General features: G+C 44.1%; 13 protein-coding genes and 4 tRNA genes. All 17 read left to right on the top strand.

Features of this window, described 5'->3' with window-relative positions:
• The first annotated feature begins 79 nt into the window (after window positions 1–79).
• Entirely contained in the window at window positions 80–997 is a 918-nt protein-coding gene (hemC, locus tag ACX17N_RS15015; protein WP_458893371.1) for a hydroxymethylbilane synthase, read from the top strand.
• Window positions 998–1,000: 3 nt separating this feature from the next.
• On the top strand, window positions 1,001–1,777 hold the full coding sequence (locus ACX17N_RS15020; protein ID WP_458893372.1) for a uroporphyrinogen-III synthase: 777 nt from the start codon (window positions 1,001–1,003) through the stop codon (window positions 1,775–1,777).
• The gene (locus tag ACX17N_RS15025; RefSeq protein WP_458893373.1) at window positions 1,774–2,622 is read left to right on the top strand and encodes a hypothetical protein; all 849 of its coding nucleotides are present in this window, start codon (window positions 1,774–1,776) and stop codon (window positions 2,620–2,622) included. The genes ACX17N_RS15020 and ACX17N_RS15025 overlap by 4 nt, the downstream gene beginning before the upstream one ends.
• 1 nt (window position 2,623) lies before the next feature.
• Complete coding sequence (locus ACX17N_RS15030; protein WP_458893375.1) at window positions 2,624–3,817, top strand: heme biosynthesis protein HemY; 1,194 nt, start codon at window positions 2,624–2,626, stop codon at window positions 3,815–3,817.
• A 10-nt stretch (window positions 3,818–3,827) separates the two neighbouring features.
• Window positions 3,828–4,256 carry an acyl-CoA thioesterase gene (locus tag ACX17N_RS15035; RefSeq protein WP_458893376.1) on the top strand — a complete coding sequence of 143 codons (429 nt, stop codon included), beginning with the start codon at window positions 3,828–3,830 and terminating at the stop codon, window positions 4,254–4,256.
• A gap of 152 nt (window positions 4,257–4,408) precedes the next feature.
• Window positions 4,409–4,735 carry an H-NS histone family protein gene (locus ACX17N_RS15040; RefSeq protein ID WP_100242553.1) on the top strand — a complete coding sequence of 109 codons (327 nt, stop codon included), beginning with the start codon at window positions 4,409–4,411 and terminating at the stop codon, window positions 4,733–4,735.
• A 165-nt stretch (window positions 4,736–4,900) separates the two neighbouring features.
• A complete protein-coding gene (gspN, locus tag ACX17N_RS15045) occupies window positions 4,901–5,644 on the top strand; it encodes a type II secretion system protein N (protein ID WP_458893377.1) in 744 nt (247 codons plus the stop codon).
• The gene (locus tag ACX17N_RS15050) at window positions 5,644–6,471 is read left to right on the top strand and encodes a type II secretion system protein N (RefSeq protein ID WP_458893378.1); all 828 of its coding nucleotides are present in this window, start codon (window positions 5,644–5,646) and stop codon (window positions 6,469–6,471) included. The genes gspN and ACX17N_RS15050 overlap by 1 nt, the downstream gene beginning before the upstream one ends.
• 43 nt (window positions 6,472–6,514) lie before the next feature.
• Window positions 6,515–8,773: a type II secretion system secretin GspD gene (gene gspD, locus ACX17N_RS15055; RefSeq protein WP_458893379.1), complete on the top strand. Its 2,259-nt coding sequence runs from the start codon at window positions 6,515–6,517 to the stop codon at window positions 8,771–8,773.
• Window positions 8,774–8,844: 71 nt separating this feature from the next.
• Window positions 8,845–9,522: an FHA domain-containing protein gene (locus tag ACX17N_RS15060; RefSeq protein WP_458893380.1), complete on the top strand. Its 678-nt coding sequence runs from the start codon at window positions 8,845–8,847 to the stop codon at window positions 9,520–9,522.
• Window positions 9,523–9,594: 72 nt separating this feature from the next.
• Window positions 9,595–10,266 carry a phosphoglycolate phosphatase gene (locus ACX17N_RS15065; RefSeq protein ID WP_458893381.1) on the top strand — a complete coding sequence of 224 codons (672 nt, stop codon included), beginning with the start codon at window positions 9,595–9,597 and terminating at the stop codon, window positions 10,264–10,266.
• A gap of 115 nt (window positions 10,267–10,381) precedes the next feature.
• Window positions 10,382–11,875, top strand: coding sequence for an anthranilate synthase component I (gene trpE, locus ACX17N_RS15070; RefSeq protein WP_458893382.1), 1,494 nt, complete (start codon window positions 10,382–10,384; stop codon window positions 11,873–11,875).
• A gap of 98 nt (window positions 11,876–11,973) precedes the next feature.
• Window positions 11,974–12,049: transfer RNA gene (locus ACX17N_RS15075), tRNA-Thr, on the top strand.
• A 54-nt stretch (window positions 12,050–12,103) separates the two neighbouring features.
• A tRNA-Tyr gene (locus ACX17N_RS15080) sits at window positions 12,104–12,187 on the top strand.
• Between the two features lie 36 nt (window positions 12,188–12,223).
• Window positions 12,224–12,299 (top strand) — tRNA-Gly (locus ACX17N_RS15085).
• A 12-nt stretch (window positions 12,300–12,311) separates the two neighbouring features.
• Window positions 12,312–12,386, top strand: a tRNA-Thr gene (locus tag ACX17N_RS15090).
• Between the two features lie 147 nt (window positions 12,387–12,533).
• Window positions 12,534–12,683: GTP-binding protein (locus tag ACX17N_RS15095; protein WP_227614499.1), on the top strand; the 150-nt coding region annotated here is incomplete at its 3' end.

Raw genomic sequence — 12,683 nt, forward strand, 5'->3', positions numbered from 1 at the left:
AATTGGTAATTCTACTTGCATTTTAAAGTTTGCAGGTTAAGTTTAGAATAACTGACTTCATTCAATGTATCTAAAATTTATGAAAACTTTGAAGATTGCGACTCGCCAAAGCCCACTTGCATTATGGCAGGCAGAATATATTCGTTCTTGTTTAGAGGGACGCTATACCGACCTCAAGGTGGAGTTGGTGACATTTGTGACCCAAGGCGACAAAATTTTAGATACGCCACTGGCAAAAATTGGTGGTAAAGGTTTGTTTGTGAAAGAACTGGAAGCGGCCTTGCTGGATGGTCGAGCAGACTTGGCGGTACATTCCATGAAAGATGTACCCATGGCCCTGCCGGAAGGTTTGAGTCTGGCGGTCATTTGTGAGCGTGAAGACCCGTTTGATGCTTTTGTTTCTAACCACTATGCCCATTTTCATGATTTGCCACAGGGTGCAAAAGTTGGAACGTCCAGTCTGCGCCGTAAATGTCAGATTTTAAAACATCGCCCGGATTTGGAAATTATTGATTTACGCGGTAACGTGGGGACGCGTTTGTCTAAGCTAGATCAAGGCTTGTATGACGCGATTATTCTTGCCAGTGCTGGGTTAAAACGCTTAGGACTGGAAGAGCGGATTCGTCATGGCCTGCCTGCACAGGTGAGTTTGCCTGCAGTAGGGCAAGGCGCCTTAGGACTTGAGTGCCGTACAGATGATCAGCAGGTGCTCGATTTAATTCAGCCTTTATTACATGCCGAAACCTCGGCTTGTGTTCGCGCTGAACGCGCTTTTAATGCTTATCTTGAAGGTGGGTGTCAGGTTCCAATTGCGGGTTATGCAACCTTACAAGCAGATGTGTTGCATCTTGAAGGTCGAGTGGGAAGTGTCGATGGCAGCCAACTTTTGGTTGCAAGCTTACAAGGTGCTGTTACGGATGCGGAACAACTGGGTGAAACACTGGCGCAACGTTTGCTTGATCAAGGCGCTGGAGAGCTTTTACGAGCTTTACATTAAGCTATGCTATTTATTAATACCCGACCTGAGGAGCGCGCAACCGCGCTGACTCAGGATTTGCAACAAGCTGGGATTCAAGTCGCAGAATTGCCTTTATTGGAACTGAACGGTTGTCCTTGGACGGCAGATTTACAGGACTTATATCGGCTTTTGCCAAGTGTGAATTGTATTGTGGTGGTGAGTCCTGCTGCGGTTGAATTTGGCATGGCTGGTCTACAGCAGAGTGGTTTATCCCTCCAAGATTTAGCAGCAGTGCGCTGGGTGGCTGTAGGTGAGCAAACTGCGCAGGCTCTGGCCAAATATGGTATTACAAGTGAAGTTCCTGAAGTGGAAACGTCTGAGGGGATGCTACAAATTCCTTTATTACGGAATTTGACCTCAGCATCCTGTGTTGCATTTTGGCGTGGTCAAGGTGGACGTCAGTTTATGATGGAAGCCTTGCAGCAACAGGGTATACAGGTCTTAAACTTTGTGTTGTATCAGCGGCAGTGCCCTAAGCAGACCATTCAAAATTTTGAGCAGCTTGTCGTACAATTGCAACAACAGCACTATAGTGTGCTCATCAGCAGTGAAGCCAGTTGGTTGAATTGGTTGGCTTTGATTCAGGATCGCACGACTTTACTTGAACATGGGCATTTCATGGTTTTGGGTGATCGATTGTATCAATTGCTGTTAAATGCTCAGTCAGCGCAGCATTTAAAATTTCATCTTTATCCATTATTCGATTTACGCTCCGAGACCATAATGCAATGCCTGAGGGCGATGCCGAGAGACGCATGAAAAAGTTTTTAATTTTTTTGATTTTGCTTTGTGTGGCATGGATTGCCAAATTGAGTTATGACCTCTTGCAGTTTCAGCAGGCGCAAACTGAAATGCAGCAAACCTTACAACAATTGGAAAACAATAGTGCGAACCTGAATGACCAGTTGGTGGCCTTGCAACGACAAAACCCGACACAGGGTTCAAGTGCATCTTCAGCGGCTTCAACTCAGCCAGAGGGCACAGCATCGGCTAATCTATTGTCCATCGACCCGATAGTGCTGATCCGACAGCAATTGGACTTGGTCGATTTTGCATTACAACAGCAACAATATCATTTTGCTTTAGAAAAACTCTCGCAGTTGAATCTGAAGATTGAAGAATATGCTTTGGCACCTGCACTGAAACAAAGTTTGCATCAAGTGATTGCCAAAGATCAGCAGTTAATTCAACAGGCTGTTCAAGCCCGTAATGACCAACAGCAGCAGATTAACCAGCTGTTGCAACAACTAGATCAGGCCTTAATACAGGAAGGGCAACAGGCGCAATTGAAGCCAGCTAAGGCTGAGGATCGTTCATTTTGGCAGCGTTGGTTAGTCGTGGAACCTGCGACGGCTCCTGCGACCGACTTAATGCAGCGTGCGGTAATTTTAAAGGAAGTGCAGTTCAGGCTGTTACTGGCTCGACAGGCATTGAATCAAGGACAGTATCTGGAATATCAGAAAGATCTGACCGAGATTATGAAAATCTTGGCTCAGCTTCCTGATGCACAAGCCCAAAAATTGCGTAAGCAGGTGGAAAAAATTAAGGGACTAAGCGTCGTCCCAATGCCAATTTTAAATACGCGTGCATTGCTAGGGGCTTAATATGAAACAGATCCTGTGGGCATATGCGTTTATCTGTCTGATTTTTATTGCGGTAATGAGTGTACTGAGCTATGGCTTTGGCGCGGGTTATGTCTATATTTTTTGGCGTGATTGGCAGTTACAAAGTAATGTCTGGTTCATGTTCGTGTTCTTGGCGGTGTTGGGTTTTGTGTTTCAGTTGCTATGGCTGCTGTTGAAACGCTATTTTACCCGAGTGCAGAGAAAGCAAACAGAAGTCTTTGATTTTAAAACGTTGCATCCGTATGAACAGCTTGCGGTGATTTGGCTGTTAGATGCGGACCGCGAGCAGCAGCAATTTATTCAGAATGCCTTTACTCAATCGGGCTTATTGCGAGGGGTGATTGACTCGCGCTTATATTTAATGCAACAACAATATGCACAGGCACTGTCAGTATTAACACGAAGTCATGCCATGGCCTTTGAGTTAGCAGAAATTCAACGTATTCAGGTTTTTCTGGCACAGCAAGATGGTGAGCAAGCCCTAACGCATTTAGAGTTTTTAACCCAACATGAGTTGTCGCCTTGGCTGAAAGATGTCCAAACTGCGTATGAGCATCGACTGGCAGAGCTTTGGGGATTGTTTGCAGTGCAGTTTCCGTGGTTGTATTTGCGTTCAATGCGTTACGGGCATTTGGATGAGGCCATGAAGCAGGCCTGGCTAGAGCAACTTTTGGTGCAGTTTGATCAAGCCAGTGCAGAAAATTTGCAAGATTTACAACAACGCTATTTGGATTTATCGGTAGAAATTGAAACCCGAAGTTATAGCATTAAAACCTTGTGGCTGAAATTACTGTCCCGCTTACCCGATTTAAGTGTGCAACAAGAGAAGTTGGCCTTACATTTGCTTGATCAGCAATTCAATGCGGAAGTGTTTCATTTATGGTTTCAACAGCAATTGTTAAAACAGGTGCCCAATTATAACGAGGTTGAACAGCATATTCATGCTTGGGAATTAAAATATCCTTCCTTACCGGTTCTGACGTTTGCCAAGTGGCATGTACTTGATGCGACTGGTCGGTTCACAGAAGCAGATACATTATTAACGCTATATCCTGATAATGTGCTGATGAATTATTTAAGGATTAAATCGACTTTGAAAAATCGTGAAGATTTGATTCAACAGTTAAATTTTATCTTTGAAAATAATGCGAATTTTGTGAAAATTAAGATTTAGGGAAAATATAATGACCTTATTAAATGAATATCCAGTTGTACATGAACAAAATGTGGCATGGGGGGATATGGATGCTTTTGGTCATGTAAATAATGTCATGTATTATCGATATATTGAAAGTGCTCGTATTCAATATTTTGATGCTTTAAATATATTTGAACAAAGTGTATTGACGGTTGTTGCATCAAATCAGTGCAAATATATGCGTCCGGTATTTTATCCGGACCAACTCAAAATCGCGACGCGTGTAGAAGAATTAAGAAATAGTGCCATGCGTATGAGTTATCTGCTTTGGAGCACGGCACAAAATGCTGTTGTTGCAACCGCAGAGGCGGTTATTGTTTGTGTGGATAATAAAAGCATGCAAAAAACCGCAATTCCTGAACATATTCGTGAAAAAATCCGCACAATGGAGCAGCAGGTCGGTCATATTATTTAAGCTATTTATTTTTATTTTAATATAAACAGCTAAAAAACGATTTTAACTGTGTGAATATTGTTGTGAATTTAAATATAAGTGTTGAATATTGGGTTTAATAAAAATATGATAATCCAGTGTGAATAAATCAAATCGTATTTAATGGAGTTAATATGATGCCAGACATTAGTAATTTATCTGTAGAAGAGTTAAAACGTTTACAAGTTGAAGCGGAAGCTTTAATCGTTTCTAAAAAAGATCAAGCGATTGAAGATGCTTATACTCAGATTATGGATGTTGCTGATAAAGTAGGTTTGAGTATTGAACAAATCTTAGAGTTTGGCGCAACTAAACGTAAGAAAAGTACTCGTAAATCTGTAGAACCACGTTATCGCAATAAATCAGATGCTTCAGAAACTTGGACAGGTCGTGGTAAACAACCGCGCTGGTTAGTGGCTGAATTAGAAAAAGGCGCAAAACTTGAAGATTTTCTGATCTAAGCTTCATTAGATTGTCATTCAATCTTGTTAGATTATTCAAACCAAGCAAACCTGCTTGGTTTTTTTATAACGATGAATTGGCGATGTGAAAAAAGTGTGCATAATGGGTGACAAAGATAAAATACAGATTCAAGGAATAAAAATAGTGATGTTGGTTGTGGTGGGATGACGAAAAAAAATAAACACCTGACATGGTGGATCTTTACCCTAAGTAGCTTTTTAATTTTTGTCGTGCTGCAAATTCCTGCGGCATGGTTAATTTCTAAATTTTATAAAAATAATACGGTGTTGCAAAATGTCAGTGGCAATATTTGGCAAGGGCAAGCAGATTGGCACCAAGGTAGTGTAAAAGGCTCTCTAAACTGGAAAATTCGTCCACTGGATTTATTGCTGTTGCGTTTAGGTGCAGAGGTCGATGTACATAGTGGTCGAACGCAATTACAAGCTGTGGTTGCTTATGGCTTTTCTCAACGCTGGAGCGTGAGTGGGCTGACAGGTGAAATTGCACCAGAAACATTAAAGCGAATTGCAGACTGGCAGTGGCCTAGTAACCCGATTCAATTACAGGATGTTCAATTTAAATATCAGAAAGAACAAGGCTTTCAGCAGGTCGATGGTACTGTGCAGTGGGGCGGTGGAGAGTTGGTCTATACGTTTGCCCAACGTCAGGAACAAATGAATATTCCTTCATTAAAAGGTCAATTGCGTGATCGTGATCAAGTCTTGACTGTAGATGTGCGCGATCAGCGCGACCAGAAAATGCTGAACTTGTTACTAGATAAAAATCTGATGCTGGATGTGCAGATCACCCAGCGCATGTTGATGAATGTCCCTTCCTATCAAGGCAAGGCAGGTTTAGATACCTATGTGGTCAGTTCGCGCCAACCTCTATTGAAAGGAGGGATGTAATGCGCTCATTTAGGGATCAACTGCAACAGTTTCATTTCACTCAACTTGACCGTGGTGCACCGTGGCTATTGGCGGTGTTATTGGTATGTTTAAGCTGGAAATTGGCCAGTATATTTTGGTTGTGGGTTGCACCGCCAATGCCAATGCAACTGGAACGTGTAGAGTTAGGTTCACAACAGCCACAAGTTCCAAACATTACAGCTTTTGCTTTATTCCAAGAAAATGCGGCAACCAACAGCGTCAATTTGGCGAATTTGGTTTTGCAGGGTGTGGTGGTGTCTTATCCAAATCAGTATTCCTCAGCAGTTATTAAAGTGAATGAGGTTTCAGACCGCTATCGTGTTGGGGAAATGCTGGATGGAACCAATTATCAATTGGCCGAAGTGGACTGGGATCATGTGGTATTACGTGATGCTGCGGGGCAAACTCAGGAACTGACTTTTAACCGGATTGCCAATGGGCTGAATCAGCCGATAGTGCCACCCGTGAATCCGAGTGGGGTGCCGAATCAAGCTGGATCTCAAAACCCCCAAAATGCATTGGGTCAGGCGGTACAGCAGATGCAACAAAACCGCGACCAGTTTCTCGCAGACATGGGGGTTGGTGCAGCGACAGGTGACGGGTATGAAGTGAGCAGTAAGACACCTGCCGCATTGCGTAATACCTTAGGATTACAGCCTGGAGACCGTATTTTGTCCTTAAATGGACAGCGTGTAGGGCAAGGGCAAAATGATGCACAATTGCTTGAGCAAGCCAAACAGGCTGGGCAAGTGAAAATAGAAATAAAACGTGGTGATCAGGTGATGACCATACAACAAAATTTTTAAATGATGAGAAATCGCCCGTATGGGTTAGGAAATACAGAAGTATATGGCTTTATTTCATAATAATCGTCCAGTTTGGGCTTTGTTTGCAAGCGCACCTTTAATTGCCATGATGAGCACCAGTGTCTATGCGCAAACATGGAAAATTAACTTACGTGATGCAGATTTAACGGCGTTTATTAATGAAGTAGCCGATATTACAGGTAAAAATTTTGCAGTGGATCCTCGTGTGCGCGGCAATGTCACGGTTATTTCAAATAAACCGTTAAATAAAAGTGAAGTTTACGATCTGTTCCTTGGGGTCTTGAATGTTAATGGCGTGGTTGCGATTCCATCCGGCAATACCATTAAAATTGTGCCTGACAGTAATGTGAAGAGTTCGGGGATTCCCTATGATGCGCGCAATCGAGCCAGCGGGGATCAAATTGTGACTCGGGTAATTTGGCTGGAAAATACCAATGCCAATGACCTGATTCCGGCATTACGCCCATTGATGCCACAGTTTGCACACTTGTCTGCTGTTGCGGGAACCAATGCCCTGATTGTTTCGGATCGTGCCAGCAATATTTATCAATTGGAAACCATCATTCGTAATCTGGATGGAACTGATCAGCATGATATCGAAGCAATTACGCTGCAATCCAGCCAAGCTGAGGAGATGATTGGTTTATTAGACTCCATGACCGCCACGGGTGCTGCTAAAGATTTGCGAGGGGCTCGGGTTCGCGTGATTGCGGATAATCGGACTAATCGGATTCTGATTAAAGGGGATACCACCACGCGTAAGCGCTTGCGCCAACTCATTGAAATGCTGGATGTCCCCGCGGCAGATCGTTTGGGCGGATTGAAGGTTTTTCGCCTGAAATATGCCAGTGCTAAAAATCTGGCGGAAATTCTTCAGGGTTTGGTGACTGGGCAGGCAGTTGCGGGATCAGATGGTCGTGCGAATAGCTCTAGTAACGCGAACAGCAGCACGCTGGGAGCGAATAACACCACCTCAGCAAGTAGTTCATCTTCAGGTATTTCCACACCAGCGATTAATTTGGGTGGCAGTAATTCAAGCGCTAATCAGAATAACATCACCAGTTTTAATGCCAATGGCATTAGCATTATTGCCGATAGCTCACAAAATGCCTTGGTGGTGAAAGCCGATCCGCAATTGATGCGCGAGATTGAGTCGGCGATTCAGCAGTTGGATGTACGTCGTCAACAAGTGTTGATTGAAGCGGCCATTATTGAGGTTGAAGGGAGCGATGCAGATCAGCTAGGGGTGCAGTGGGCTCTCGGAGATATCAGCAGCGGTGTCGGCTTAATCAGTTTTGATAACGTCGGCTCCAGTTTGGCCAGTCTGGCAGCGGGTTATTTGACTGGTGGGGCTTCAGGATTGGGGCAGGCGCTCACGGGTGCGGGAAGCTCATTAGTGCTGGGTGACTATAAAGAAGGCAGTAATGGTTCCCGTCAACTTTATGGGGCACTGATTCAGGCACTCAAAGAAAATACCAAATCGAATCTACTGTCCACGCCTTCGATTGTCACCATGGATAATGAAGAAGCCTATATTGTGGTGGGTGAGAACGTCCCATTTGTGACGGGTTCGGTCAGTACGGGAACAGGTGGGACGGTTAATCCCTATACCACCATCGAGCGTAAGGATGTCGGGGTTACCCTGAAAGTCATTCCTCATATTGGTGAAGATGGCACAGTCCGTTTGGAGGTTGAGCAAGAGGTTTCTGGGGTTAAAAACAGTAAAGGTCAAGCCTCAGATCTGGTCACCAGTAAGCGTGCCATTAAAACCTCGATATTGGCAGAGCATGGGCAAACCGTGGTGCTGGGTGGTCTGATTTCGGATAATTCCATCTATAGCCGCCAATCGGTGCCAGGATTGGGTGCAATTCCAGGGGTTGGGCGGTTATTCAGATCTGATTCAAAATCAAACCAGAAGCGTAATCTGTTGGTGTTTATCCATCCGACGATTGTGGGGAGTGGGGATGATGTACGCCGCTTATCGCAGCAGCGTTATAGTCAGCTCTATAGCTTGCAGTTGGCACTGGATAAAGATGGGAGCTTTGCCAAGTTGCCTGAACAGGTAGATGATGTTTATTTACAACGCTTACCTGTGAAACCTGGTGCACCACGGACCAGTCCTTATCAAGCGATTCCATCAGGAGCACAGCCCTCCAATGCTGCTGTAGTGACAACACCAGTTGCCATCGAGCCGCCTGTAACCAGTACTCCTGTTGCCAAATCAGCTGTGGAAAAAACCAAGAACACCGTAACCACCATTAGCGTTCGTCCAGCTTCATGAGGCGAGATGGGCAAAATTGAAAAGTCTAAGTTGCATGGTATGATGAAGCAAAATCATAAAGAGATTGTGTGATGACTTGGAAGATACAGGCAATTACCGGTGAGTTTACGGGGCAGGAAATCAGCATTGATCGCGATATGTTGGTTGGGCGTCATCAAGAAGCAGATGTGCTGTTACAGTCAGCAGAAGTGTCACGTAAGCATGCGGCTTTGCTGTTGAAAGAACAGAACTTATGGGTGCAAGACTTAAACTCATCCAATGGCACTTTTGTGAATGACTTGAGAATTGAGCAAGAAAGCCAATTGCAGGATGGGGATATTGTGCAATTTGCCAGCTTTAAGTTTTCGGTATTGGCGCCTGCTGCATCTGAAGAGGTTGTTGCAGCGGAAGCACCTGAAATACAACAGCCTGCGGAGGCTGTTGCACCTGCTGAAATTCCAGCCACAGAAGAGAAAAATGCAGCGCAGCAAATGAATGAGCAAGGGATGCCAAGTTTGACGGAGCGCGATAACAATGTTCAGCTGAGTCGTGATGGCATGCCGCAGAATGTGTCGATTCCAAAACCAGCCCCTATTCCAGAGGGTGTGGATGTGTCTAAAGCCACACCAAATCCAGAGCCTATTCCTGTCGAGCAGCCTGTTTCTCGTGTGGAGGAAGAGCGCACAGAGCAGAAGAATGCTTCTTTGGGTTTAATGACCCTGATTATTTTGGTTATTTTGGCAATCATCGCCTGGGTGATGTTTAAATAATCTGTGAATTCCCTACAATAAAGGCATGCGAAAGCATGCCTTTATTTTTTAACAGGATAATTGGGGTCGTATATGAGCATCGCGCAATTAGACCGCCGTGAATTAATTTTATTTGATTTAGACGGTACATTAGTAGATTCGGCTTCAGATTTATATCGTGCCATGAATATGAGTCTCAATGTGCTGCAATTACCCTTAGTCACGGAGCAACAAGTCCGTGTTTGGGTCGGTAAGGGAACTTCAATTTTTTGTCACAGTACCTTGCAGTATCTGACGGGTGAGGTTGATCCTGCACAGCATAAACAGTTACTGGATACATTTTTGCAAATTTATAATGCAGATCCTTGTGTTGATACGCGGCCCTTTCAAGGCATTATTGAATTTCTAGAATGGGGTGTGCAGCAGAATAAGACCATGATCTGTGTGACCAATAAACCGGAGCAGCCAGCACGTAAAATTGTCGAAGCGCTCGGAATGTCTAAATATTTTGCCGATGTCATTGGTGGGGACCGTTTTGAAGAACGTAAACCGCATCCACGCCAATTGTTGCATTGTGTCGATGCTTATCAGGTCGATAAATCACAAACCCTCATGGTGGGGGATTCGAGTAATGATGTTGAAGCAGCACGCCGTGCGGGTATTGATTGTATTGTCGTAAGCTATGGTTATAATCATGGAGAAGATATACATGATTGCCAACCACAACAAGTGGTGGATGATTTAAGAGAATTAATCACAGCATAATTTGTAGATAAGGAATAATGACACATGAGTCGTTGTAAAGCTTTTCGATGGCGTCGCTCAGTCTGATGTAACGAAAAATTGAATTGACCCTAATCGAAAATTTAAAGAGAACCTTATGACGACTCAAGTGCAATACGAACAATTAAAAACACAAGGCTACAACCTGATTCCTGTTTACCGTCAGCGTTTGGCTGATACCGAAACCCCATTATCTGTTTTTGCCCGTCTAAAGGGACATCAGCAAGCCTATTTATTCGAGTCGGTTGAGGGGGGGGAAAACTGGGCACGCTATTCGATTATTGGTTTGGGTGAATCGACCGTATTTTCCTGTAATGCGGGTCAACTCACCATTAAACATGTCAATGGTTCACATGAAAAGCAAGCCTGTGCCGATCCTTTCCAATACATTCGTGATTTTCTATCGCAGTTTAAAGTGCCTACACAAGCAGATTTACCTGCTTTGCCAAACTTTACAGGTGGTTTGGTTGGCTATTTCGGCTATGACGCAGTGCGTTATATTGAACCACGCCTCAAGAATGTACCTGAAGCCGATCCAGTTGGGTTGCCAGATATCTGGATGATGCTGTCTAAAACTGTAATCGTGTTTGATAACCTCAAAGACACCCTGTTTTTGATTGTGCATGCCGATGTGAATGAACCAGAAGCTTACTTTAAAGCGCAAACTCAGCTCGATATATTAGAAAGGTTGCTAGCAACCCCTGTGAGTTTGCAAGCCAAGAAGCACACCGCACCGCATTTTGAATCATTAACGGGCAAAGACAAGTTTCTTGAATCGATTGAGACGGTGAAAGAATACATTCGTGCAGGGGATGTGATGCAGGTGGTACCAGGGCATCGCATGGTCTCGGATTTTGATGGTGAACCGTTGCAGGTTTATCGTGCCTTACGTCATCTTAATCCATCGCCTTATTTGTTTTTGGTGCAAGGTCGAACTTTGGAAGATCATAAACCGTTCCATATTGTCGGTTCATCACCTGAAATTTTGTCGCGTTTGGAAAATGGCATAGCGACGGTGCGTCCTCTAGCAGGCACACGTCCACGTGGCAAAACCAAAGAAGAAGATTTGGCACTGGAAAAAGATTTACTTTCCGATGAAAAAGAAATTGCAGAGCACTTAATGCTGATTGATTTGGGGCGTAATGATGTTGGGCGCGTATCAAAAATTGGTAAAGTACAAGTCACTGATCGAATGGTGATCGAACGCTATTCGCATGTCATGCATATTGTCTCCAATGTACAAGGCGAAGTACGCGATGATGTTGATGCTTTGGATGTTTTTAAGGCAACTTTCCCTGCGGGCACACTTTCTGGAGCACCAAAAATTCGTGCCATGGAAATTATTGACGAAGTAGAGCCAGTAAAACGTGGAATTTTTGGTGGTGCTGTGGGTTATTTAGGCTGGCACGGTGAAATGGACATGTCAATCGCGATTCGAACCTGTGTTATTCGTGAAAATAAGGTCTTTGTTCAGGCTGGAGCAGGGCTTGTTGCAGACTCAAATCCTGAATCTGAGTGGAATGAAACCCAAATAAAAGCTCGCGCAGTGATCAAAGCGGTTGAATTATCGTCAAATGGATTGATTTTATGAGTTTTTGACGGTTTTTTTGAAAAAAACACTTGCAAGGATTTCAAGTTTTGCTAAACTGCACACCGTTCCGATACGAAACGTACGAAACACTAAGAAGCGCCGGCATAGCTCAGTTGGTAGAGCAACTGACTTGTAATCAGTAGGTCCACAGTTCGAATCCGTGTGCCGGCACCATCTTAAAGGTGTGTAGTAGTGAAGTAAGGAACGAACACTGAGTAAGTGTGAAATGGTGAGATTCCCGAGCGGTCAAAGGGGGCGGACTGTAACTCCGCTACGAAAGTTTCGAAGGTTCGAATCCTTCTCTCACCACCATTAACTTCGATTGAAGTGGTTAAGTACCAACATTAAGCGGGAGTAGCTCAGTTGGTAGAGCGGTAGCCTTCCAAGCTACATGTCGCGAGTTCGACCCTCGTCTCCCGCTCCATCGAAGAAGATTGCTCTTATAGCTCAGTGGTAGAGCACTCCCTTGGTAAGGGAGAGGTCTCGAGTTCAAATCTCGATAAGAGCTCCAGATACAGCTTAGTAGATATTCTACAAAGATTTTAAAAAGCAGGCTTATTAGTCTGCTTTTCAAGTATTGGGTGTCTGCTTTTTTAGGCGATATGTCGATGCTGAGCTTTTCTCAGAAGTGTGTTCGACGTAAACGAGGAATATAAACATGGCTAAGGCTAAGTTTGAACGTAATAAGCCACACGTAAACGTGGGCACAATCGGTCACGTTGACCATGGTAAAACTACTTTAACTGCTGCGATTGCAACGATCTGTGCAAAAACTTACGGCGGTGAAGCGAAAGATTACTCACAAATC

The organism is Acinetobacter sp. GXMZU3951 (assembly GCF_054457875.1).